The sequence below is a fragment of the Rhizobium sp. ARZ01 genome (genome assembly GCF_014851675.1).
In the GTDB taxonomy this organism is placed as follows: Bacteria; Pseudomonadota; Alphaproteobacteria; order Rhizobiales; family Rhizobiaceae; genus Mycoplana.
Window position 1 is genome coordinate 1,367,694 of sequence record NZ_JACVAE010000001.1, and the last position, 24,068, is coordinate 1,391,761.

Annotated in this window: 22 protein-coding genes, 1 pseudogene and 1 riboswitch; of the genes and pseudogenes, 8 read left to right on the forward strand and 15 right to left on the reverse strand. The window is 60.6% G+C overall.

The genetic code is table 11. The features are described 5' to 3' along the window. The first annotated feature begins 22 nt into the window (after window positions 1-22). From IB238_RS06550 to tgt, 3 genes are all read left to right on the forward strand, one after another. A complete protein-coding gene (locus IB238_RS06550) occupies window positions 23-532 on the forward strand; it encodes a peptidylprolyl isomerase (RefSeq protein ID WP_192244633.1) in 510 nt (169 codons plus the stop codon). A gap of 110 nt (window positions 533-642) precedes the next feature. Beyond that, the gene (gene queA, locus IB238_RS06555; protein WP_192244635.1) at window positions 643-1,728 is read left to right on the forward strand and encodes a tRNA preQ1(34) S-adenosylmethionine ribosyltransferase-isomerase QueA; all 1,086 of its coding nucleotides are present in this window, start codon (window positions 643-645) and stop codon (window positions 1,726-1,728) included. Continuing rightward, entirely contained in the window at window positions 1,725-2,864 is a 1,140-nt protein-coding gene (gene tgt, locus IB238_RS06560; RefSeq protein WP_192244637.1) for a tRNA guanosine(34) transglycosylase Tgt, read from the forward strand. Before queA ends, tgt begins: the two co-directional genes overlap by 4 nt. A gap of 77 nt (window positions 2,865-2,941) precedes the next feature. On the opposite strand, the gene IB238_RS06565 is transcribed toward tgt, so the two are convergent. After that, window positions 2,942-3,364, reverse strand: a complete 423-nt coding sequence (locus IB238_RS06565) for a DUF4864 domain-containing protein (RefSeq protein WP_192244639.1) — start codon at window positions 3,362-3,364, stop codon at window positions 2,942-2,944. Window positions 3,365-3,611: 247 nt separating this feature from the next. Next, on the reverse strand, window positions 3,612-5,564 hold the full coding sequence (locus IB238_RS06570; protein ID WP_192244641.1) for an elongation factor G: 1,953 nt from the start codon (window positions 5,562-5,564) through the stop codon (window positions 3,612-3,614). A 347-nt stretch (window positions 5,565-5,911) separates the two neighbouring features. Between IB238_RS06570 and minC the strand changes: the two genes are divergently transcribed. From minC to minE, 3 genes are read left to right on the forward strand one after another with little or no spacing between them, the layout of a single operon-like run. Further along, on the forward strand, window positions 5,912-6,643 hold the full coding sequence (gene minC / locus IB238_RS06575; RefSeq protein WP_192247432.1) for a septum site-determining protein MinC: 732 nt from the start codon (window positions 5,912-5,914) through the stop codon (window positions 6,641-6,643). A gap of 31 nt (window positions 6,644-6,674) precedes the next feature. After that, window positions 6,675-7,490, forward strand: a complete 816-nt coding sequence (gene minD, locus IB238_RS06580) for a septum site-determining protein MinD (protein WP_192244643.1) — start codon at window positions 6,675-6,677, stop codon at window positions 7,488-7,490. Beyond that, window positions 7,487-7,750, forward strand: coding sequence for a cell division topological specificity factor MinE (minE, locus tag IB238_RS06585; protein WP_192244645.1), 264 nt, complete (start codon window positions 7,487-7,489; stop codon window positions 7,748-7,750). Before minD ends, minE begins: the two co-directional genes overlap by 4 nt. 142 nt (window positions 7,751-7,892) lie before the next feature. Here minE and IB238_RS06590 read toward each other — a convergent pair whose 3' ends face one another. From IB238_RS06590 to bluB, 8 genes and pseudogenes are all read right to left on the reverse strand, one after another. Continuing rightward, the gene (locus tag IB238_RS06590) at window positions 7,893-8,597 is read right to left on the reverse strand and encodes a TetR/AcrR family transcriptional regulator (protein WP_246723488.1); all 705 of its coding nucleotides are present in this window, start codon (window positions 8,595-8,597) and stop codon (window positions 7,893-7,895) included. Between the two features lie 105 nt (window positions 8,598-8,702). Beyond that, complete coding sequence (locus IB238_RS06595; protein ID WP_192244647.1) at window positions 8,703-10,130, reverse strand: amidase; 1,428 nt, start codon at window positions 10,128-10,130, stop codon at window positions 8,703-8,705. Window positions 10,131-10,229: 99 nt separating this feature from the next. Then, the gene (locus IB238_RS06600) at window positions 10,230-11,264 is read right to left on the reverse strand and encodes an extracellular solute-binding protein (protein WP_246723489.1); all 1,035 of its coding nucleotides are present in this window, start codon (window positions 11,262-11,264) and stop codon (window positions 10,230-10,232) included. Between the two features lie 29 nt (window positions 11,265-11,293). Next, complete coding sequence (locus IB238_RS06605) at window positions 11,294-12,091, reverse strand: ABC transporter permease (RefSeq protein ID WP_192244649.1); 798 nt, start codon at window positions 12,089-12,091, stop codon at window positions 11,294-11,296. Further along, a complete protein-coding gene (locus tag IB238_RS06610; protein ID WP_192244651.1) occupies window positions 12,084-13,010 on the reverse strand; it encodes an ABC transporter permease in 927 nt (308 codons plus the stop codon). The genes IB238_RS06605 and IB238_RS06610 overlap by 8 nt, the downstream gene beginning before the upstream one ends. Window positions 13,011-13,012: 2 nt before the next feature. Further along, entirely contained in the window at window positions 13,013-14,095 is a 1,083-nt protein-coding gene (locus tag IB238_RS06615) for an ABC transporter ATP-binding protein (RefSeq protein ID WP_192244653.1), read from the reverse strand. Window positions 14,096-14,353: 258 nt separating this feature from the next. Next, window positions 14,354-15,323, reverse strand: a pseudogene (locus IB238_RS06620) (IS30 family transposase). Window positions 15,324-15,865: 542 nt separating this feature from the next. Beyond that, window positions 15,866-16,624 carry a 5,6-dimethylbenzimidazole synthase gene (bluB, locus tag IB238_RS06625; protein ID WP_192244655.1) on the reverse strand — a complete coding sequence of 253 codons (759 nt, stop codon included), beginning with the start codon at window positions 16,622-16,624 and terminating at the stop codon, window positions 15,866-15,868. Window positions 16,625-16,668: 44 nt separating this feature from the next. Beyond that, window positions 16,669-16,859: riboswitch (cobalamin riboswitch) on the reverse strand. A gap of 242 nt (window positions 16,860-17,101) precedes the next feature. Here bluB and IB238_RS06630 point away from each other — a divergent pair. Beyond that, entirely contained in the window at window positions 17,102-18,049 is a 948-nt protein-coding gene (locus IB238_RS06630) for a phosphoribosylaminoimidazolesuccinocarboxamide synthase (protein WP_192247442.1), read from the forward strand. Window positions 18,050-18,096: 47 nt separating this feature from the next. Here IB238_RS06630 and IB238_RS06635 read toward each other — a convergent pair whose 3' ends face one another. From IB238_RS06635 to metG, 3 genes are read right to left on the reverse strand one after another with little or no spacing between them, the layout of a single operon-like run. Next, window positions 18,097-18,948, reverse strand: coding sequence for an MBL fold metallo-hydrolase (locus IB238_RS06635; RefSeq protein WP_192244657.1), 852 nt, complete (start codon window positions 18,946-18,948; stop codon window positions 18,097-18,099). Window positions 18,949-18,952: 4 nt separating this feature from the next. Next, window positions 18,953-19,732: a TatD family hydrolase gene (locus IB238_RS06640; protein WP_192244659.1), complete on the reverse strand. Its 780-nt coding sequence runs from the start codon at window positions 19,730-19,732 to the stop codon at window positions 18,953-18,955. Window positions 19,733-19,751: 19 nt separating this feature from the next. After that, window positions 19,752-21,302 carry a methionine--tRNA ligase gene (gene metG / locus IB238_RS06645; protein ID WP_192244661.1) on the reverse strand — a complete coding sequence of 517 codons (1,551 nt, stop codon included), beginning with the start codon at window positions 21,300-21,302 and terminating at the stop codon, window positions 19,752-19,754. 220 nt (window positions 21,303-21,522) lie between these two features. On the opposite strand from metG, the gene IB238_RS06650 reads away from it, so the two are divergent. Further along, entirely contained in the window at window positions 21,523-22,323 is an 801-nt protein-coding gene (locus IB238_RS06650; RefSeq protein ID WP_192244663.1) for a sulfite exporter TauE/SafE family protein, read from the forward strand. Window positions 22,324-22,334: 11 nt separating this feature from the next. On the opposite strand, the gene IB238_RS06655 is transcribed toward IB238_RS06650, so the two are convergent. Together IB238_RS06655 and tmk are read right to left on the reverse strand one after the other, a co-directional pair. Beyond that, window positions 22,335-23,372: a DNA polymerase III subunit delta' gene (locus IB238_RS06655; protein ID WP_192244665.1), complete on the reverse strand. Its 1,038-nt coding sequence runs from the start codon at window positions 23,370-23,372 to the stop codon at window positions 22,335-22,337. Further along, window positions 23,369-24,061: a dTMP kinase gene (tmk, locus tag IB238_RS06660; protein ID WP_192247445.1), complete on the reverse strand. Its 693-nt coding sequence runs from the start codon at window positions 24,059-24,061 to the stop codon at window positions 23,369-23,371. Before tmk ends, IB238_RS06655 begins: the two co-directional genes overlap by 4 nt. Between the last annotated feature and the right edge of the window lie 7 nt (window positions 24,062-24,068).

Here is a 24,068-nt window from a genome sequence, read left to right on the forward strand (position 1 = left end):
CTCTAGAGCAAGGAGAAAGACCATGGCCGAGATCAAGGATCCGGAAAACACCATCATTATGGAGACCTCGAAGGGCAAGGTCGTGATCCAGCTTCTTCCGGATCTCGCGCCCGGCCATGTCGCCCGCATCAAGGAACTGACGCGCGAGGGAGCCTATGACGGCGTCGTCTTCCATCGCGTCATCGAAGACTTCATGGCGCAGACAGGCGACGTGCAGTACGGCAAAACTGGCGGCAAAGACTTCAATCCGGCCCGCGCTGGCATGGGCGGCTCCGACAAGCCGGACCTGAAGGCCGAGTTCTCGAACATGAGCCACGTGCGTGGAACCTGCTCGATGGCCCGCAGCCAGATGCCGAACTCGGCAAACTCGCAGTTCTTCATCTGCTTCACTGACTCTCCATGGCTGAACAAGCAGTACTCGGTCTGGGGTCAGGTGATCGAAGGCATGGACAACATCGACAAGATCAAGCGCGGCGAGCCTGTGCGTGACCCTGACACGATTGTGTCGATGAAGGTCGCAGCCGACGCCTGATTGTCAGCCGGTCCATGAAGCCCGCTCCGGCGCCTGCAGCGTTGGGGCGGGTTTCCCTTTTTTGCCGAAATGGTTTATCGGCAGGGCGAACCTGAATTGACGACGGCCCCATGCGCATAGATCTGTTCGATTTCGAGCTCCCGGAAGAGCGTATCGCCCTTCGCCCGGTGTCCCCGCGTGAGGATGCGCGGCTATTGGTCGTCAGGCCGGAGGCGGACAACCCGCTTTCCGATCACCGCGTCGGCGACCTGCCAGATTTCCTGCAGCCAGGTGACGCCCTGGTGTTCAACGATACCCGCGTGATCCCGGCCCAGCTCGAGGGCATTCGCCACCGGGAAGGGGCGGGTGGCCAGCAGGTATCGGCGACCTTGCACATGCGCATAGCCGCCGACCGCTGGAAGGCGTTCGCCAAGCCCGGCAAGCGGATCAAGGTCGGTGACCGCATCTCTTTCGGCCACAGCGGCAGAGTGTGCCTGCTCGGCACGCTCGACGCTACTGTCGAGGAGAAGAGCGAGGGCGGCGAGGTGACACTGCGCTTCGATTTCTTCGGCCCCACGCTGGATGAAGCGATCGCGACCGTCGGGCATATCCCCCTGCCACCTTACATCGCCTCCAAGCGCGAGGACGATGAAGCGGACCGGCGCGACTACCAGACCATCTATGCCCGCGAGGAGGGTGCGGTCGCAGCACCCACCGCCGGCCTGCACTTCACCGAAGCGCTGTTCGAGAAGCTGGACCGCAAGGGCGTCGAGCGCCACTTCGTCACGCTGCATGTCGGGGCCGGGACGTTCCTGCCTGTCAAGGCGGACGATACCGACGACCACATCATGCATCAGGAGCTTGGCTACGTCTCCAAGCGAACCGCCGATGCGCTGAACGCAGTGCGCGCAAGGGGCGGGCGCATCGTCTGCGTCGGCACGACATCGCTGCGGCTGCTCGAAAGTGCTGCGCGTGACGATGGGATGATCGAGCCGTGGTCCGGCGCCACCGGCATATTCATCACGCCCGGCTATCGTTTCCGCACAGCCGACGTTCTGATGACGAATTTCCACCTGCCGAAGTCGACGCTCTTCATGCTCGTCTCGGCCTTTTCCGGCCTCGACACGATGCGTGCGGCCTACGGGCACGCGATCGAGACCGGGTACCGCTTCTATTCCTATGGCGATGCCAGCCTGCTTTTCCGGAAAGACCAATGACCGAATGCTTTGAATTCAAGTTGCTTGCGACCGATGGCAAGGCACGGCGCGGCGAGGTCACCATGCCGCGCGGCACGATCCGCACGCCTGCCTTCATGCCGGTCGGTACGGTCGGTACGGTCAAGGCCATGTACCTCGATCAGGTGCGCGAACTCGGTGCCGACATCATACTCGGCAACACCTATCACCTGATGCTGCGACCCGGCGCGGAGCGCGTTGCTCGGCTCGGTGGCCTTCATAACCTCATCCGCTGGCCTTACCCGATCTTGACGGATTCCGGGGGGTTCCAGGTCATGTCGCTCTCGGGGCTGCGCAAGCTCGACGAGAAGGGCGTAACATTCAAAAGCCACGTCGACGGTTCGCTGCATCACATGTCACCCGAGCGCTCGATCGAGATCCAGGGACTGCTCGACAGCGACATCCAGATGCAGCTCGACGAGTGCGTTCGCCTGCCGGCCGAGCCGAAAGAGATCGAGCGGGCGATGGAGATGTCCTATCGCTGGGCCGAGCGCTGCAAGGTCACCTTCGGAGACCAGCCCGGCAAGGCCATGTTCGGCATTGTCCAGGGTGGTGACATTCCCGAATTGCGTGTGCGCTCGGCACAGGCACTGACCGGCCTCGATCTCAAGGGATATGCGATCGGCGGCCTGGCGGTGGGAGAGCCGCAGGCGGTCATGCTCGAGATGATCGACACGACCTGCCCGCATCTGCCGATCCAGAAGCCACGCTACCTGATGGGGGTCGGCACACCGGACGACATCCTGAAATCAGTCGCGCACGGCATTGACATGTTCGACTGCGTGATGCCGACCCGATCGGGGCGCCATGGCCTTGCCTTTACCCGCAATGGCCGCATCAACATCCGCAATGCCCGCCACGCCGAGGACTTGCGACCGCTGGACGAGCAATCGAACTGCCCGGCTTCGCATGACTACTCGCGCGCTTACCTGCATCATCTGGTGCGCGCAAACGAGTCGCTTGGCGGCATGCTGCTGACCTGGAGCAATCTGGCCTACTATCAGGAACTGATGGCCGGCATTCGCGCAGCGATCGAGCAGGGCCGCTACGCCGACTTCATGGCGGAAACACAAGAGGCCTGGGCGCGTGGCGAGGCTGAAGCCAAGCAGGCGGCGTGACGGGTAGATTCTGATAGCGGCTGCGGCGGCTGTCTGCGTTTACTGTTGCGCAAGTGAGGCCAGCCAGCGATCATCCATTAAATGTCGGAGCCCGCGGTGGACGGTTGCATGTGGACCCCGTTTATCTTGAAGCTGCCGTCAGGCTGGCGGATGACCTGATAGATCACCGTCCAGTCCTTGCCGTCGCTGCCGGTGATCAGCACCTCCTGCAGCACCGTGTCGCCCGACACTTTGCTGCGGCCGAAGGCGAAGTTTCCCGGGCGGTACACCGGCCCATAGCCACGCTTGACCATCTCGAAGAAAGACGTCTCATCCGGAAACTTTTCGCGGATCGTTGGCGAGGCGAATGAGTAGGCTGACTTGGCGTCGTTGTGCAGAAACGCATCGATCTGGCGTTCGATCACATTCTGAACCGCGTCGACGGGTTCCTCGGCCAGCGCGGCGGGCGAAGCGGACAAGGCCAACAGACATATGGCCAAAGTTGCGGTAACGACCCTCATGGCAAACGCTCCATTGCAGTTCCATAAGGTTAAACCAATTGCCGGCAGTTGAAAGATTGCTGCCGCTGACACAGTGCGTTGAACTCGAAGCGAAGCCCATCTCATTCTAAATAAAAACAACTAGATGCTTGCGCTTGTCTCCGACGCGAGCTGTCAACAGTTTGTGACGTTTCCTTCCGTTCTCCTTCCATGGGCCACTGGGTGCAGGAATGTCTGACGAGGGCGCCATACCTTCATGGCCCAACGTTCATGGCGCATGAGTGCCATGAGCGGTGACAATCGCATCGGCCTCCTTGCCATACATCTCCTCAAAGTGATCAAACTCCTTGGAGAAATAGCCGATGCCTTGCGTCGCCGAGCGCAGCGACCGCGACAGTTCGTCCAAGGCGCTGCCGGGGACCAATGCGCGGAAAGTATCCCAGCCCTTGGCGGATTCGTCCCTATCGAAGCCCAGTACCTGTCCCTTTAGGGCCGAAACGATCTGGACGAGGCCGCCGGTGTAAATCGACGGGATATGGATCTCGACGCGGACGATCGGCTGCATCAGAACCGGAGATGCCTGTGACAGTGCCTGGCGCACACCCATCTTGCCGGCGGTTCGGAAGGCATACTCGGAACTATCGACCGTGTGGTGCTGTCCGTCGGTGAGCGTCACGCCGACGTCAATGACGCCGAAGCCGAGGGGGCCCTTGTCCATTGCTTCGCGTGCGCCGGTCTCAACCGCGGGAATGAAGTTCCGCGGGACCGCGCCGCCTTTGACCACCTCGTCGAATGAAAAGCCGCTCCCGCGCTCGTTCGGGTGAATGCTCAGCTTCACGTCGGCAAACTGACCGGCACCACCGGTCTGCTTACGGTGGCGATAGTGCACATCCGACGCCTTGGACACGGTTTCCCGGTAGACAGGGCGCGGTGCCTGATCGGTCACGGGGATATGGAAGACTTCGTTCAACGCCTTGCCGACCTCGCGCAGGTGCAGCGGGCCTTGCACGCTGACCAGATAGGCACCCGTGCTATCCTCCTGCGTTACCAAAAGCCCGCGATCTGCCTCTGCAAGTTTTGCCAGAGTGCCCGAGAGCTTGGTTTCGTCCCGCTCGCTTTCCGGTACAAGGATCCGATCCAGCATGGGGGAGGGCGGTGAAGTCCAGGCGGGCGCAGCCAGTGCTGAGCTTCCAGTGAGGAGGGCCGGGACCGGCAGGCGGTCCGACTTGACCGTCGCGAACACTTCGCTCGACGCCGGCATGCCGTTGGCCGCCGGCCGACCTGAAATCGGATCCTGCAAACTGCCGAGCGCGAACTCTCCTTGCGGCGAGACCTGCTTCATTTCGTTCAGGGCGCGTACAATCACAGTCTTGCCGATGTTCTGCCGATGGAAAGCATGGAAGGTAACAGCGGCAAGGGAACTCTCCTCAACACCAACTGAGACTGCAAGCCGGCTGCGAAGCGCCTCGACCGGCGGGGCTTCGTGACGGAGCGCCTTCATGAGGCGCATGACCCCGTTGCTGTGACTGGCAGCACCGATAAAGACCGGGGTAATGTCGTTCTGCCTCAGGATACGCGAAGCGATCGAGTAGATGACGGCGCTGTCCGGTTCGCGGTCTTCAATCAGTTCTTCAAGCAGCCAGTCATCGAATTCGGACAACTGCTCCAGAAATTCCGCATGGGCTTCATGTTCGCGCTCAGCGAGATCGCCCGGAATCGCGATCAGCGATGACGTCTGACCCTCACGATAGCGCCAGGCACGCTCGGAAATGAGATCGATCGCACCGACGATCTTTTCACCTTCGCGAATGGGGATCTGTCGTAGCACCAGCGTATGGCGGGCATAGTCCTGCAGGGCGGCTATGACGTCGCGGACCCGGCCGCGTGGCTCATCCATGTGATTGATGAAGAGGATGCACGGGGTTCCGGAGGCTTCTATGACGCGGAGATAGGGTGCCGCCAGCACGGCTTCTTCCGGAACCGGAGAGACGCAGAGAATGCAGATGTCGCTGGCCAGAAGCGCATTCTGCGCGTGTGCAATCGACTCAATTGACCCCGGGGTATCCAGCGCGCACCACGCTTCGCCACCGAATTCGAACTGGGAAAGGTTCAGTCCGTAAGGCGAGGAGGCTTTTTGCGGCGTCCCCTCCAAAGATCCCAGCTTATCAACAAGTGTGGATTTCCCCGTCTGCGATGGTCCCACTACGGCAAAGCAACGCATCCGCATTCCTCCCATTGCCTGGATCGCAACACTCTCCACGGCACAGGATGACGCGAAGCAGGACGAAGCGCCAGAGAGTTGTTGATATTTCTTGATTGTTTGCCGACCCAGGCGAGCGTGTGAATTTTGCAAGCCGGCAGCCGGAAGCCGCTGCAATATAGTCAGTCGGTATGAATTCCGGCGTGATCCGCGGGTCTGATTTACTCCATGCCGTCACTTTGGGCTGCGTCCTTCACGAGCATCGAAAGGAGGCATCAACCAGGCGCATCTATGACCGGACAGAGCTTGTAATTAACCTTTTGTTAACCGTGAATCGCATACCTATTGGCAACGGAATATTAACGAAGATTTCCAAGGTGTTAACAGAAGCTCGCTCGATCAGAATCAAGGGTAGGTCATTCCTGGCCCTCATGCTTTCGCCGGAACTCCCGCTCGATGAATGGCTTGTTCGTCTTGACGATCTGGCCTCTCGGTCGGCGGGCTTCTTCCTCGAGCGGCCGATCGTGCTGGATGTTGCCGAGCTCGACATCGATCGGCCGCAGCTCAAGGAACTGCTGGCGGAGCTTGCAAGCCGCAATGTGCGGGTCATGGGGATCGAAGGTGGACGACCGTCGCTGTTCGAGCCCGGCATGCCGCCGGCAATGAGGGGAGGGCGTCCTGCTCCCGAAATCGAGGTTCCCGTCGTCGAACAGGTCGCCGACGCGAACAAGGAACCGACGGCTCCCCAGGAGACGCAGATCGCAAGGACACCGGCGTCGATGATCATCAGGGAGCCGGTGCGTTCCGGACAGTCCGTGATCTTCCCGGAGGGGGATGTCACGGTCATCGGATCGGTCGCCTCGGGTGCGGAGATCATCGCGGGTGGGTCGGTGCATATCTATGGCACCCTCAGGGGACGGGCGCTGGCGGGTTCGGTCGGAAATGCGGGAGCGCGCATCTTCTGCCGCAGGCTGGAAGCGGAATTGCTGGCGATCGACGGCGTGTACAAGACCGCGGACGACATGGCGCCAGACCTTCGGGGACAGGCGGTGCAGTTCTGGCTCGAAGACGATTCGATTATGGCAGAGAGACTAAACTGAGCCGGCTGCCGGCCAGCAACAGGAGCGGAAGATGGCGAAAGTAATTGTGGTTACATCCGGCAAGGGGGGCGTCGGCAAGACGACTTCAAGTGCCGCTCTCGGCGCCGCGCTTGCGCAGCGTAACGAGAAGACCGTCGTTGTCGATTTCGATGTCGGCTTGCGCAACCTGGATCTCGTCATGGGCGCCGAACGACGGGTCGTTTACGACCTCGTGAATGTGGTCCAGGGCGATGCAAAACTGCCGCAGGCCCTGATCCGCGACAAACGTCTCGACACGCTCTTCCTGCTTGCCGCCTCGCAGACCCGCGACAAGGACAGCCTGACGCCAGAGGGCGTCGAGCGAGTGATAAACGACTTGAAACGGCACTTCGACTGGATCATCTGCGATAGCCCAGCCGGCATCGAGCGCGGCGCGACGCTGGCCATGCGCCATGCCGACGTTGCAGTCGTCGTGACCAACCCGGAAGTTTCGTCGGTACGCGACTCCGATCGCATCATCGGGCTCCTCGACGCCAAGACTGAAAAAGCCGAACGCGGCGAGCGGATGGAGAAGCATCTGCTGCTGACGCGCTACGACGCGACGCGCGCCGATCGCGGCGACATGCTGAAGGTCGACGATGTGCTGGAAATCCTGTCGATTCCTTTGCTCGGCATCATTCCGGAAAGCTCGGATGTGCTGAAGGCGTCGAACATCGGCGCGCCAGTCACACTGGCCGATAGCCGTAGCGCCCCGGCTATCGCCTATCTCGATGCAGCCCGGAGGCTTGCCGGCGAGACCGTGCCGATGAGCATTCCGGGTGAAAAGCGCGGTATCCTTGGCAAAATATTCGGGCGGAGGGCGGCATGAGCATTTTCCGTTTCTTCCAAAAGCAAAGCTCTGCGCCGACGGCGCGAGAGCGTTTGCAGGTCCTTTTGGCACACGAACGGGCATCAGTCGGTCAATCGGATCTGGTCGCAATCCTTCGGGAAGAAATTCTCGCCGTCATTGCGAAGCATGTCGAGATCGATGACGAGCGCGTGAGCGTGAAGATGGATCGCGGCGAGCACGTCACCACGCTGGAAGTCGACATCGAGATTCCGGTCACGGTGAACATCCGCGCAGCTTGAATTCGGTAATCCGGTCGGTTCGGTCGGATTACGTCAATGTCACGGGCGGAACAGACGCACCGCGGCATCAAAGTGATCGTGCGCCATCAGGCAGCGAGTACCCGCGGCCGATGTTACCACTTCCGGTGGGCTGGGCTGCAGCTCAATCGTCGGCCGCGGGAAAACTGCGCGGAAATGCCTGACGCAACAGGGTCATGGCGTTTTTGTGCAACGCATCGGACCAGATCCTGTCGGGATTGAACGTGTCCCAGTACCAGGCGCCCTGCACCAGATAGTTGAGCCCCTCGGACAGCGTGTCCACATCCACGCCCTCGTAGCCGCCGTCCCGCGCCACCTCGGCGAGAAATTCGCGCGTCTGGGCCAGATATGCGTGATCGCTGGGCAGGCTGATCATGCGGTCGAGTTGCCCGGTCTGGCGGTCGCTACTGAAGACCACCCAGACAGTAACCCAGTCAGGATGCTGGCGCCTGAAATCCCGCGCACAGTCGATGGCGGCGACAATGCGCTCCGCCGCTGAGTGCTCGGGCAGGAGCACCGTCTCCTGCCAAAGGCGCGCAAACTGGTCGTTGAGGTATTCCAGCACGGCGCGATACAGTTTTTCCTTCGTGCCGAAGTGGAACACGACAAGGGCGTTTGAGGACCCGATCTGTTCGGCTATCCGCTGCATGGTCACGCCCGCGATCCCATCCTCGGCGATCAGCCGGATGGTGGTGTCGATAATCCGTTGTGCGCTCGCCAGGCCACGCAGGTGACGGCGATCCTTTTTTCCCGCCTTGGTCATCGGCGCAGAGGTAGCGACAGGCTTTTCCTCCGCCGTTTCCATGATCGAGGGTTTCGTCGTCTTCAACGGAGTGCTTCCCTGATGACCGTGTGAATGCGGCTCGTCGCCATGCGTCCTTATTGACCGACGAGCCGCTTCGGTCAACGGCGGATCCGCCGTTGACCGCATCGACTAAAGGCTTGGGCGGCTGGCGGCATTGCCATACCAGGGACCTTGCACACTCTCGAAGGCCATGCCTGCGCGGAACACGTCCGCATCGCAATAAGTGCGCCCAACGATCTGGATTCCGGTCGGCACACCGTTGCTGGCACGCCCCGAGGGTACCGAAAGGACGGGGCAGCGGCTCATCATGTTGAACGGCGTCGTCATCGCCCAACCAAGCATGGGATTGACCTGCTTGCCGTTGATCTCGACCGTGCCGGTGGATTGGTCGAAGTCTGCGGGTACGGCGGGCAGGGCGGTGGTCGGGCAGATAAGGACGTTGTAGCGCTCCAGTATCGGTCCGAGGGTCATGTACATGTCACCGATAACCTCGAGGGTCCCGACATAATCTGCCGCTTTAGACTTCCGTCCTTGCTCTGCGAAGTGCCGCGCATAGGTGGTCATCTTGTCGCCATGCTCCTTCAGGAGCCGCGAGAGGTAGCCGCCGAAAATGTGTTGCAGATAGTCAAGACCGGCATCAAGGACATTCGGCTTCCAGCCCAGGTCGATTTCCTCCACCGTGGCGCCCAGCGAGCGGAAGACGTCGAGCGCCGCAAGCGTGTTCTTCTGGACCTCCGGATCGACCTGGAAGCCCCCAAGATCCATGGAAAAGGCGATCTTCCATCCCTTGATCGGCTTGTAGTCGAGCGGCAGGCGCAACTTGGGTCGCAACGTGGTGATGTCATGCGGGCTTGGGCCGGCCATCACGTTCTGAAGAAGGATCGTGTCCCGGACCGTCCGCGCCATCGGACCCGTATGGCAGAAGAAGTCCAGATTGAAAGGCGGATCGTCGGGATTGCGGCCATAGGGAGGCTTGTAGCCGACCACGCCGCAGAGGGACGCCGGAATGCGGATCGACCCGCCGATATCGGAGCCGGTGGCGAGCGTCGAGGTTCCCGATCCGAGCGAGGCCGCCGCCCCGCCCGAGGAGCCGCCACAAGTGAAATCGGGGTTCCATGGGTTGCGCGTGACACCCCAGAGACGCGACCAGGTGACCCCCGAGCAGCAAAACTCCGGGGTGGAGGTGCGGGCATGAACGATGCCGCCGGCCGCCATGATCCGGGCATTCATCGTCGAAGTCCGGTCGGCCACATGGTCCTTGTGAATAAGCGAACCCAGCGAGGTTGGCTTGCCCTTGATCTCGCTTTCGTCCTTGATGCCGACAGGAAGGCCCTCAAGCGCTCCGGTTCGTGCACCCTTGGCATATTTTGCTTCGGCCCGGCGCGCCCGATCCATCGCTTCGTCGAAATGGGTGTAGGTCAGTGCGTTGACCGGGCTCTTCATCGCCTCTGCCCGGCGGATCGTCGCTTCCATCAGTTCGACAGGTGAAAGGTCCCGCGTTTTGAAACGGCGGAGTGCCTCGTGTGCGGGCATGTAACAAAGTTCAAGATCACTCATTGACTGCTCCGATTAATTAGAAATGCATTCGGCATGACCACCACCATCCAGCCACGGCACAGACGCCGGGGCCGGTTTCGGCGAGCGGGCGTCTTGGGCTCACTTCAGGACTTCGGTCCAAATTTTCGTGTACATTTCATTGATCTCCGGCGAACAGGCCGGGGTGAATTTGCCCTTATCGACAAACTCGGCCGGCACCACGATCTCCGGCGCGTTCTTCATGTCTTCCGGCATGAACTTCTCCGACCCTGCAATGCCGTTGGCATAGCGCGCATAGGCCGAGATCAGGGCGGCGTTCTCCGGATCCATGATGAAATTCTGGAACAGCTTGGCGTTCTCGACGTTTGGAGCCGACTTCAGCACAGCCACATTGTCCATCCAGATCGAATAGCCTTCTTTCGGGTAGCCGTAGACGAAGTTCGGATTGATGAGCCGCACCCGCAGAGAGCCTCCGCCCCAGATGACGCCCGCGGAGTAGTCGCCGGAGGTGTATTTTTCGATGCTGGGGTAATCCAGCGCCACCCACGACGGCCGCGCCGCGACCAACCGGTCCCGGACCTTGCGCAGCAGTTCCTTGTCGTCGGTACAGGCTTCCTGGCCGCCTTCGTAGTAGATCGCGAGGGTCATAATATCGCCCATCTCGGGCAGGACGCTGACTTTGCCCTTCAACTCGGCAGGCGGATCGAGAAAGATCGCCGAGGTGTTCGGATCTCCGGAGTAGACCGAAGTGTCCACCGTTACGCCGGTGGTTCCCCATTGCCACGGCACCGTGTAGCGGCGACCCGGGTCAAAATCCACGTCGACCCAGCGCGGATCGACATTCTTGAAGTTTTCCATCTGGTCGGGGCGGGTTTCCAGCAGAAGCCCTTCGTCGATCCAGATCTTCACAAAAGTGGAGGTCGGCACGACGATGTCGAAATCATTGCCGCCCTGACGCGCCTTGGCCAGCGCCGTGTCGTTGGAGTCGAAGTCGGTAATCGTCACCTTGACGTCGTACTTCTCTTCGAACTTCTTGATCAGATCGGGATTGGTGTATTCCCCCCAGGTGAAGATGTTCAAGACGCCTTCCGCTTGGGCGCTTCCGATGGGCAAGAGTGCGAAGATTGATGCAGCAGTCATAACAAGCGATCGCATGGAAAACTCCTGGTTGGTTGACGGAAGGGTCAGTCCTTCTTGCGGCTGAGGAGGAAGAAGATGGTGACGATGACGATCGAGAGCGCCAGAAACATCGTCGAGATGGCGTTCATCTCTGGGGTCACGGCGCGCCGCAACTGGCCCAGCATGTAGGTGGGCAGTGTTTCCTGTCCTGCCGATTTGATGAATTCCGTAATCACGACGTCGTCGAGCGAGACGACGAAGGCGAGCATGAAACCGGCGAGGATGGCTGGCCACAGGAGCGGGAAGGTAACCCGTCGGAACACCATCCAGGGGCGTGCATAGAGGTCTGCCGCCGCTCGATCGAGGGACAGATCCATCGTCTGGAGGCGCGCGCGGATCGGCAGGAAAGCGAAGGGAATGCAGAAGGCGATGTGCGCGATGATCAGGTAGCCAATCCCGGTGTAGCCAGTCCAGACCTTTATCCGCGAAAAGACCACGAGAAGCGCCACCGCGGTGACGATTTCGGGAATCATGAGCGGCTGATTGATGAAGGCGACCTTGAACGTCAGCCCGCGGTAGGCCGCGGTGCGTGTAGTGGCGAGTGCAGCCATCGTTGCGGCGATGGTCGCGACAGGCGCGGCAATCAGGGCGACGGTGAGCGACCTGATCGTCGCATCTATGATGCGTTCATTGTTCCAGGCCGTCGAGAACCACCGCATCGACAGACCGTCGAGCGTACCGACCGTGGTTCCGGCGTTAAAGGCGAAAACCACCATCGTCGCGATCGGCAAGTAGAGAAGAACGAAGCAAAGAAGGGCGATGGGGGTAAACCCGCGCTGGCGCCTCACCGAATGCCTAGCCATGATGATCGCTCCCGGATTTCGACGCGGTGCGCACATAGACGAGGAGGGCCAGCATGACGATGCCGGTGAGCGTGATGGAGAGAGCCGCCCCCAGCGGCCAATTGCGTCCCTGACCGAACTGGAGCTCAATCAGGTTGCCGAGCATCAGGCTCTTTCCCCCCCCCATAAGCCGGGGCGTAACATAAGCTCCGAGCGATGGTATGAAGACCAGAATCGATCCGGCGACGATGCCCGGCCGCACCATCGGAATGATGATCCGACGCAAAATCTTGAAGTTGTTGGCGTAAAGATCAGATGCCGCCTCGGCATAGCGGAAATCGAACCGCTCGAGGCTCGCATAGAGCGGAAGGACCATCAGCGGCAAATAGACATAGGCCATACCCAGAAGGATGCCGAGCTCGGTAAACATAACCTGTAACGGCCGCTCAACTACGCCGATCCAGAGGAGCGCGTTGTTCAACACGCCTTCGTTGCGGAACACCTCCTGAATGGCGAACGTGCGGATCAGCAGGTTAGTCCAGAAGGGCAGGGTTATCAGAAACAACCACAAGTCCCGCCACTGCCGGCCACGGGTGGCGATGAAATAAGCTGTGGGAAAGCCCAGGAGCAGCGTTACGAGCGTTGTGATAAGAGACAGCTTCACGGAACGCCACAGGATGGTCAGATGTGCGTCCGCGAGTGTTACGGTGTCATCGAACAGGTCGCGCTCGAAGAAAACGCTGAACCAGCCGTCGAGCGAGAACTGCCAGTATTTGACGTCGCCATATTCGCCCTTGACCATGACTGAATAGAGCACGACCACCGCAAGCGGCCCGATCGCCGCCAGAAAAACGATCAGCAGGGCCGGGGAGGCGAGCCACCAGCGGTTTCGCACGTCCTCGCGCGCAGCGGCCAGGGCGAATTGCGCAGCATTCGTCATGGTCAGCCTCTCAGAACTTGAGCGGCGGCCGGGTCGAATACCACGCCGACCGTGGCTCCGGCCATCAGAGCCGCGTCCTGCGACGGGCTGTTCTGGCGGCGCACTACGAACTGGTCTCCATCGGCAAGCCGGACATGCAGGTGGGTGTCGGTGCCGAAATACACGATGCTCTCCAGCGTCCCGCTCAGAGAGGAGGGCCTTTGATCGGTGTGGATTTGGGCATGCTCGGGACGGACAATGACCGTCACCTTGCCCTCCTGCGGTGCTGAGGCCGGAAGCCGGGCAACGATCTCGGCGCCGGACGCAAGCCGAACCCGCGCCCGACCCTCTTCGACGCCAACGATCTCGCCATTCAGGAAATTCGCTTCACCGATAAAATCGGCGACGAACCGGTCGCCGGGACTGTCATAGATCTCGCGCGGGTTGCCCACTTGCAGGATTTGGCCGCTGGAAAGAACCGCAATGCGGTCCGACATGGTCAGCGCTTCTTCCTGGTCGTGGGTGACAAAGATGAAGGTGATACCGGTTTCGAGCTGAAGACGCTTCAGTTCGATCTGCATCTCCTTGCGCAGCTTGTAGTCGAGCGCGCTCAGCGGCTCATCCAGGAGAAGCACCTTCGGGGCAGGCGCCAGTGCACGTGCCAGAGCCACACGCTGCTGCTGGCCGCCGGAAAGCTCGGTTGTCCTGCGGTGCCTTAGGCTCTCCATCCGCACGAGACGCAGCATCTCCTCCACGCGCGCAGCGATCACCGCCTTTGGCTTGCCCAACATTTCCAGACCGAACCCGATATTTTCACTGACGGTCATGTGCGGAAACAGGGCGTAATTCTGGAATACCGTGTTGATCGGCCGCTGATAGGGCGGCAGCGCAGCAATATCCTTGCCGTGCAGAAGAATTGCGCCGTCGGTCGGATATTCGAATCCAGCGATCAGCCGCAGAAGCGTCGTCTTTCCGCAGCCCGACGGGCCGAGAAGGGTGAAGAACTCGTTTTCACGGATCGAGACGGACACGCCTTCCAGCGCCTTGAAAGCCCCGAACAGTTTCGTGACGTCACGGATTTCAATTGCGGACTTCTCATCTGGCAAAGCGTGTCTCCCCCCTGCTAAGCCACATCCGCCGTATGACCGGCTGCAATGTCCTGTTGGGTGCCAGTAGAAAAAAGACTGAACACTTAGTCAATAAGTTTTTACGGCGAGACCCGATTTGTTGTCGTGTTGGCAACAAGGTCGGTATGGCCGTTCTCGTTGCCAAACGCTACTTGGGAGGAGGGCAGATGCCGCCACTGCTCGACTGTCTGGAGAATCGACTCCAAGTGCAATATGGGCGTGTGCAGGATAGGGGGATCACCCGCCTTCGCGCGAATGCGCCATGAACATCTCGGCAGGTGTTCTGAAGCCGAGGCACTTGCGTGGCAGTGAATTGAGGTGATGGGCGAGGGCGACGAGTTGGGACTGACCCCACCGTGGCCAGATCCGTGTCGCCAGGCATGAAGCGGCGGATGCGCTTGTTGGCGTTCTCGACGGCACCTTTCTGCCACGGCGAATTGGGATCGCAGAACCAGCTTCTCGCACCGATGCTATCTTCCAGAGCCCGATAGCCCATGAACTCCGTACCGCGGTCGAAGGTGAAGCTGCGGCGGGCATGCGACGGCAGGGGCGAGAACGCATGGATGATCTTGTCCATGATCGGCTGTGAGTGCCGGCTCCTGTTCTTGATCATGACCGTGTAGCGGCTCTTGCGCTCGACGAGGGTGGTGACGTTGGCTTCGCCGAGCGCGCGCCGAAAGATCCGAAGATCGCCTTCCCAATGGCCAAAGTCCGAGCGATCGTCAATAAATTCAGGACGTTGACCGATTCTGCAATCGATCGGGATGCGCGAACCGCGTGGCTGGCGGGTTCCGCGCCGTCGCCGTTTGCGCCGAGCCTCGGGAAGGTGGCGGTAGAGCCCCATAGATCGTTTCCGGGCAAATGCGGACGGGACTCACGCCATCGGCAACCAGGCGACCGGCGATCTGCTCCGGCGACCAATGCGCCTTCAGTCGATCGATCACGAACACGCGCAGATCGGGATGCCGCCTGAGCTTGCGCAAGCGCCGCCGCCGTTCCTTGGCTATGTCGTCAGCAACGGTGCAGTAGTAACCGCTGTATTCGGGAACTCGGCATCTTGAAACGTATTGCGTCTCAGTTCGCGATAGATCGTCGAGCGGTGACGGCCAAGCAGGCGCGCGATCTCGCCAACAGGGACCTTGCGTCCTTTCAGATGATGAAGTCGTCGACGATCGGGCAGGGAAAGCTGCGAATAGCAAAGCGACATGCGAAATATCTCCAATGCGAAACCATTGTTTTTATTGGCATGTCGCACTTGGAAATAGAATGTACCCGGCCACATACGGAGATTGCATAAGATAGATTATGGAACTTTCGAAGAGAAATTAGGGGTTATCGACCTGCTGTTCCACATTTTGACCACGGTGACTCGCCACAGGACATCGCCGACCCGCGGCGCACGACCTTTAGCTCACACATTGAGCGGGCTAACCTTCGGAGCACCGCCAGAGAGTGGTTCCGCGTTTCCAGGATGAGATATGGCCGATCTGGTGCCAAAGCCTCAATCGCCTATCATAGAAATGTTAGCGTGTTTGCGATCTCGCGCGGAATTGCGGGAACGACAAAACCGGCGAGATACTGGCATGAAGGCTGCGACAAATGCCCTTTTAGTATCCATGGCATCTGCGGAAACCTCTAGAGAAAGCCTCATTTCGATGGGGTTGAAGCGGCAGGAGCCGCGTCTTGGCCCCTGCCGCTTCGATCACATGGCGTGATCATCCAGTCACGCAACCGCCAAGCCGAACTTGACTACGACGGGCAGTTCGCCGCCCATCGATGTTCGCGAGCATCTCGTTCATCACGTACGAGCTGGGTGATTATGTCCGCGTGGGCGTCCTGGCGACCCCATTCTTCGAAATGCACAAGGGATCCAATCGAAAGGCGATCGCGCCAGCCTGCTTTTTCCAACTCGGGGCGATCATGATAGCCTTTCACCTGCCCGACACATAGATAGGCAATCGGAACAATTCGCTTCGGTATATTCAGAATACGTTGCACTGTTCCATTGTCGAAGATGCTCACCCAGCCAACGCCAAGCCCTTCGGCGCGCGCGGCAAGCCACAGGTTCTGGACCGCGCAGGCGGTGCTATAGAGATCCATCGCCCGAATGTGTGTGCGTCCGATCACGGCAGGTCCGGCTCGGTCGCGATCACAGACAACGCAGATATTAACAGGTGCCTCCATGATCCCTTCGAGCTTCAGGCCCCGATACGTGTTGCGAAGCGGTTCGGGAAACAAGAGTTCCGCCTCGGCATGCGCTTTCAGGAACGCGTCATGGACTTGCCGGCGCGTCCCCGTATCCCGAATTATGATGAAACTCCAAGGTTGCATGAAGCCGACCGAGGGCGCGTGATGCGCTGCGAGGAGGATACGACTTAGTAGTTCGTCCGGAATCGAATCCGGTAGGAACTCACCTCTCGTGTCTCTCCTTGTGAAAATGGCCCGATATACACCCGCACGCTCGGTGGGTGGCAGCGGCTGAGCCGGCAAAAGACCTGAATAGTCCATCGTATTCCCCTTGTGGACGCAGACCCGTCTCGTCGTCCGTACGGACGGGTCCATCTTTCACAGGCCGGTCTTCTGACTCAGGTTCATCCTGCAAGAGCGCCTTCCCAGCACCGCCAGTGGCATTGGCCCTTCCAGTCCCCCTCACAGCGTTGGGCACGTCGCGGATTTCCACCGCGTTCCCGATTCTCCCCTTTAGGCACGAACCTGCCCGGGCACCTGTGCAATGACGCGTACTATCATTCAGGCGTCGCAGGTCCAATAGCCACCTACGCCATCTGAGGCTTGGAGGCGCCAAAATGTCACTCAATATTTGTGCTGGCGCAAACTAACCACCATTTGTACGTCTACAGCATGTGGTATGACACTGGGAGACGTGGACTTTATTGCGTTTGCTGCGGTCGTCGCCTTGACCTGGCCTGTTGTGCCTGCTTTAGCCCTGTCAATTCTGTTCCATGCGAGGCCCGGCCGATGAGCGAACTGCGCGTACTTTCAGATGCCTTCATTCCCGAACTGCCGGGCCGCTACAAGGGCAAGGTTCGCGAGAACTACGATCTGCCCGATGGCAGCCGGATCATCATTGCCACGGACCGTCTCAGCGCCTTCGACGTGATCCTGACGTCGATACCGTTCAAGGGCCAGGTGCTGACGCAGACTGCGCGTTACTGGTTCGAGCAAACGGCCGACATCTGCCCGAATCACGTTCTGGCCTATCCGGATCCGAACGTGGTCATCGGCACGCGACTCGACATTTTGCCCGTCGAGGTCGTCGTGCGCGGCTATCTCGCCGGAACGACAGGCACGTCGATCCTGACCAAATACAAGCATGGCGAGCGCGAGATGTACGGCATCCGCCTGCCGGATGGGCTGCGCGACAACGAGAAGTTGCCGCAACCGATCATCACGCCGACGAGCAAGGCCTTCGACGGCGGCCATGACGAACCGCTGTCTGGAGACGAAATCCTGGCCCAGGGCCTGCTGACGGCCGAGCAATGGGAAACCGTTTCGCGTTATGCGCTGGCGCTCTTTGCCCGCGGCCAGGAACGGGCCGCCGAGCGCGGCTTGATCCTCGTCGATACGAAGTATGAGTTCGGCACCGACAAGGACGGCCGGATCGTCCTCGCTGACGAGATCCATACGCCCGACAGCAGCCGCTATTGGATCGCCGACGGCTACGATGAGGCTTTTGCAGCGGGCAAACGTCCGCAGAGCTTCGACAAGGATTTCGTGCGCGCCTGGGTCACAGAGCGTTGCGATCCCTACAAGGATCCGATCCCGGAGATTCCGGCCGACCTGATCGAGCAGACCTCAAAGGTCTACATCCAGGCCTACGAGACCATCACCGGGCAAAAATTCGGTCCCGATCTCACAGGTGGCACAGTCCTGGAACGCATTCGCACCAATTTGCGGCCATACTTCAATGAGTGATAACTGAATAAGCTCAGTAGGTTATGGGACTTTTCCGAGAGCCTGTACTAATCCGCGTACGTCGTGGTATCGAGGGAAATCGCCTCATCGGTAACGTCGAACTCGATGACCATCTGGTCGTAGGCGGGTTCGACGTGATCGGGCGTCTCGCTCATCACCTTGTCATAGTCCAGCGGCGTATGCATGTGGGTTAGAACCGCACGGGCCGGTGCCAGCCGCTCGATCCACTCCAGCGCCTCGCCGAGCGAAAAGTGGCTCGCGTGTGTTCGGTACTGCAGGGCGTCGATAATCAGCAGGTCGAGGCCGGCCAATCGATTGGCCGTCGCTTCCGGAAAGGCGCTGACATCGGTGCAATAGGCGACGTTGCCGACGCGAAAGCCGAGAGAATGGATTGACCCGTGAACCTGCAGCAGCGGGTCGAACCGGATGGCGCCCCCTGCTCCGCGGATAACCACCGGCATGTCGATAGGATCAATCAGGTTCGCAGTGACGATCGGCGGGTAGAAACTGCCGGGAGGCGTCTCGATGCAATACGGAAAACCCTCGCGAATGCGCGCCATCGTCTCTAAGTCAGCCCAGATCGGCACCTGCTTTTTGCTGTACTGGACGAAGCCACGGATATCGTCGATGCCGTGAATGTGATCGGCATGGGCATGCGTATACAGCACCGCGTCGATGCTCTTGACCTGCGCGGCGATCATCTGCTCGCGAAAATCCGGCCCGGTGTCAATTGCCACCGTCGTTCGGCCATCCGGCCCGATCTGCTCGACCAGCAACGCGGTCCGGGTGCGGCGGTTTTTCGGGTTGTTCGGATCGCAGTCGCCCCAGTCGCCGGTAATCCGCGGGACCCCTGGAGAAGAACCGCAGCCGAGAATGGTGAAGCGCCGGCGGTATGACACGATGTCAGACCCTCGGCATCTTGGAGAAGAGACGGAACGCGTTATCCGTCGTTATCGATGCGATCTCCGCGTCGCTCAGCCCCAGCGTCTCGGCCAGCACCGAAGCGGTATGCGCCACATAGGCCGGTTCGTTGCGCTTGCCCCGGAACGGTTTCGGCGCGAGATAGGGCGCGTCGGTTTCGACCAGCATTCGCTCTGTCGGAACCGTCTTTGCGATCTGGCGCAGTTCTTCCGACTTCGGAAAAGTCAAAATGCCGGAAAACGAAACGTAGCCGCCGAGTTCAACGCCGACGCGGGCAAGCTCCTCTCCTGAAGAGAAACAGTGTAGCAGGAATGGAAAGGCGCCCTTCCCCGTCTCCTCGGTCAGGATCGCCGCCATGTCCTCGTCGGCCGACCGGCTGTGAATGACCAGCGGCAGGCCGGTCAAACGCGCTGCGGCGATGTGGTTGCGCAGGCCCTCGGCCTGCGCCTCGCGCGGCGCGTTGTCGTAGAAATAGTCGAGCCCCGCCTCCCCGATCGCAACGACGCGCGGGTGTTCGGACAGCCGGACAAGCTCGTCCACCGTGACGTCGAGCTCCTCATCGGCGTTGTGCGGATGCGTGCCGACCGAGCAGAACACGGTCGGATATTTTTCGGCGATCGCCAGGATCTCCGGAAACTTCCGCACCCGCGTCGAGATTGTGATCATCTGGCCGACACCGGCGGCATGGGCGCGCGCCACGATGTCGTCGCGCTCGGCCTCGAAGTCGGCGAAGTCCAGATGGCAGTGGGTGTCGATCAGCATCGGCCTTTCCTCAGACCATTCAAGCCTCTGGCGCGACATAGCGCGGGAACACCGGCGTCGGCGCTTCCAGCGGCGTGCCGCTGACGAGCCTGCCCGCTTCACCAAGAGCGGCAAAGTCCCGCTTGTCGGCAGGCGCGGCGACGAGGTCCAAAAGCTTGCCCGCCGAAGCCGGCATGAAAGGCTGGAGCAGGATTGCAATCTGGCGCACCACCTCTGCGGTTACGTAGAGCACCGTGCCCATCCGCTCCGGATCGGTCTTTTTCAGCGCCCAGGGTGCCTCGCCGGCGAAATAGCGGTCGGCCTCGGACACGACGGCGATGATCGCGGTCAACGCCCGATGGATCATCAGCTTGCCCATCTCGTCGCGCGTGATCGCATGCAGCGCATCCGCAGACGCCAGCATGGTCTTGTCGGCCTCCGTCAGCGGTCCGCAGACTGGAATCTTCCCGTCGCAATTCTTGACGATCATCGACAGCGAGCGGCTGGCGAGGTTGCCGATGCCGTTGGCAAGGTCGGAGTTGATGCGGGTTGCGATCCCCTCCTCGCTATAGCTTCCATCCTGGCCGAAGGAGACTTCGCGCAGCAGGAAGTAGCGCATCTGGTCGAGGCCGAAATGATCCACGAGATTGACCGGATCGACGACGTTGCCGAGCGACTTCGACATCTTCTCGCCCTTATTGAGCAGGAAGCCGTGGGCGAAGACGCGCTTGGGCAGCGGCAGACCTGCCGACATCAGGAAGGCCGGCCAATAGACGGCGTGGAAGCGGATGATGTCCTTGCCGATCATGTGAATGTCCGCCGGCCAATATTTCGCCCGCGGACCGTTCGGATCCGTGAGATAGCCGGTGGCGGTGATGTAGTTGGTCAGCGCGTCGACCCAGACATACATGACGTGCGCTGGATCGTTCGGGACCTTAATGCCCCAGTCGAAGGTCGTGCGCGATACCGACAAGTCCTTGAGACCCGACTTGACGAAGGACATGACTTCATTGCGCCGCTCGGCCGGGCCGACGAAATCCGGCTGCGTTTCGTAGAGCTGCAGCAGTTTGTCCTGGTAGTTCGACAGGCGGAAGAAATAGCTTTCCTCCTCCACCCACTCGACCGGCGTGCCCTGCGGCCCGTAGCGCACACCATCGTCGCGCAGTTCCGTCTCGTTTTCCTGATAATAGGCTTCGTCGCGAACCGAGTACCAGCCGGAATAGCTGTCCTTGTAGATGTCGCCGGCATCGGCCATGCGCTGCCAGATGATCTGGCTCGCCTCGTGGTGGCGCGGCTCGGTCGTTCGAATGAAGTCGTCGTTGGACGCATTCAAAAGCACGGCCATCTTCTGGAACTCGGCCGTGTTGCGGTCGGCGAGTTCCTGCGCGGTCAGCCCTTCCTTACGCGCGGTCTGCTGCATCTTCTGGCCATGCTCGTCAGTGCCCGTCAGGAAGAACACATCGCGTCCGTCGAGCCGCTGATAACGTGCCACCGCGTCCGTCGCGATCAGCTCGTAAGCGTGGCCGATGTGCGGCTTGCCGTTCGGATAGGCGATTGCCGTCGTGATGTAGAAGGGCGACGTGTCTGTCATGTCGAGCTCGGCCTGTCTTTTCCTGTTATGGTCGCAGCTATTAACCCATGCCGCCGGTGAGGGAAACAGCAAGTTTGCGCTTCTGCCATGCCCTTGGCGCCGGACGCGCTTGCTTGACACACTTTGGAGGCACCACTAACCATTCGCCGATATCGACCAGTTTCGCAGGGTTTGAACCTTCGATCATGGTTCGCCGCTCGAAACCGGAAGGAAACGCTGTTTGGATTTCTGGAGTTCGTTCAATCCGCTGTTTTCCGTTTCCGGCTTCTTCGTCGGCATGCTTGTTGGTGTAACGGGTGTTGGGGGAGGATCGCTGATGACCCCTCTCCTCGTTCTGCTGTTCGGAATCCATCCGGTGACGGCGGTCGGTACGGATCTCCTCTATGCCGCGATCACCAAGACCGCCGGAACCGCCGTCCACGGCCGCAACAAAACGATCGATTGGCGCATCGTCGGCAGGCTCGCCGCCGGGAGCCTGCCCGCGGCAACCGTAACCCTCTGGCTCGTTTCGGGCATAGATCGTAACAGCATCACGGCCGTCGCCACGATCACGATCACGCTCGGCTACACGCTCATGCTCACCGCACTCCTACTCATCTTCCGGCGACGGGTCATCGAGTGGATCCGCCACAAGATGCGCAATCGCCGCCCGGTTTCACCTGCAACAGTGGCGCTGTTGACGATGGTGCTCGGGCTTACGATTGGTGTGCTTGTGACCCTGACTTCCGTCGGCGCAGGCGCGCTCGGGGTCACGGTCCTGCTGGCACTTTACCCAAGGCTTCATGTGCGTGATATCGTCGGGTCGGACATCGTCCATGCCGTGCCGCTAACGCTCCTGGCTGGAATGGGCTACTGGGCGATCGGCGAAGTCGAATGGGCGATGCTCGCAATGCTCCTGGTTGGCTCCATCCCGGGCATCATCATCGGCAGCCACCTCTCCCCCCGCCTGCCGGAACGACTCATCAGCACGCTGCTAGCCATCACGCTTGCCCTGGTCGGCACCAAGCTCGTATTCTCCTGACCGCATCGGATTTATTGGCCGGCTTGCGTGGCGATCTCATCAAGAATCTCGATCACGGTCTGCTTTCGATCGAGGTTGTACGCTGCGGCAATGCCGATCTTCTCCGAGAGAGACGACGACAACCGCGCCATCCGCTCCGCCGCGACAATATCGTTCCCGAGGGCGGCCGCCCTGGCCTGTGCGGTCACGTAGTCGATCGCCTGGCCGCAGAAAAAGTCATAAAGGGTGTCGCCGTCCTTGGCCGCCAGAACGTCGGCAAGCCTGTGCACGTCCTTGCGCGACGCCCTGCCCGCCTCGACGACGATCGCACGGAAGGCCTCCAAAATGTCGAAGCCGCCATAGTTGATGAGTTTTAGCGCCGTCGACACGCTACCGCCGGCCGCAGCGAGAACGCGATCGGCCTGCCCGCCCGGCAACGTCACGCCGAGATTGTTCAGTGCCAGCCCCAGGTCATCTTGGGACAGCGGCGCAAGACTTAGCGGCAAACAGCGTGACCGTATCGTCGGCAAAAGCTTGCCCGGCGCATGCGTCAGCACCAGAAAGAGGGCGTTCTTCGGCGGTTCCTCGAGAATCTTCAGGATGGCGTTGGCCGCATTGCGGTTCAGGTCGTCGGCCGGATCGATGATGACAATGCGCCAATTCCCCGTTCCCGAGGTTTGTGCGAAGAATTTGCCGGCACGCCTCACCTCGTCCACGGTGATCGCGGCCCGCACTTTTCCTGACTTCTGGTCGACCGGGCGACTGAGGTGCAAAAGATTGTGTGAAGCACCTGAAGCAATGTGCCGACCGAGGGCGGAGCCTGGGTCCGGGTCGGCCAACGTCTCCGGCGCTGTCTGTGGGTCGGGATGGGACAGGACATGATGGGCGAAGCGAAAGGCGAGCGTCGCCTTGCCGATCCCTTCCTGCCCCTCGATCAGGATCGCGTGGTGCCCCTTCCCCGAGCAGTAGGACTGGGCGAGGAAGGCCTGCGCAGCGTCATGGCCGAACAGCCGCGTCTGTTCGCTCGGCGCAATCGCGCCATCGAGCACGCCCGTTTGCTCGGTGCTCACGTGGCATCCTCCGGAAATGCGAAGCGGTCGCGTCTCTGGAGCGGCAACAGAGGTGCGACGACGGCTAACACCTGACGGGCGATCTTCTCCCGCGACTGCGTGGCGTCGATGACCCGGCAGCGCAATGGGTCGCGTTCGGCAAGTTCGAGAAACGCCTCGCGTCGCTTCTCGTGGGTATCAAGTTCCTCTTTCTCGAAACGATCCGGCCCGTTGCTTGAGGATGGGCCAACGGCACGCTGGCGGGCCCGCTCGAGGCCGATCGCGGCAGGCAGATCCAAAATCAGCGTGCAGTCCGGCATTACGCCATTCACGGCCACGTTCTGGAGGCGCTCGATAAACGCCGGCTCCAGATTGCCGGTGGTCCCCTGATAGACCCGCGATGAATCGAGAAAGCGGTCGCACAGTACAACCTTGCCAGCCTGCAGCGCCGGGCGAATGACCTCCTCCACGTGATCATTGCGCGCAGCCGCGAACAACAGCGCTTCCATGCGCGTGCCATAGCGCTCCGCTGCGCCCGAAAGGATGACGTGACGAACGGCCTCGGCTCCCGGCGAACCACCGGGCTCCCGGGTCACGACAACGTGTTGTCCAAGCCCTCGCAACGATACAGCCAGCATCCGGATCTGGGTCGACTTCCCGGCGCCCTCGCCGCCTTCGAACGTTACAAACAATCCGGTCAACCCAGTCAAATCCAAC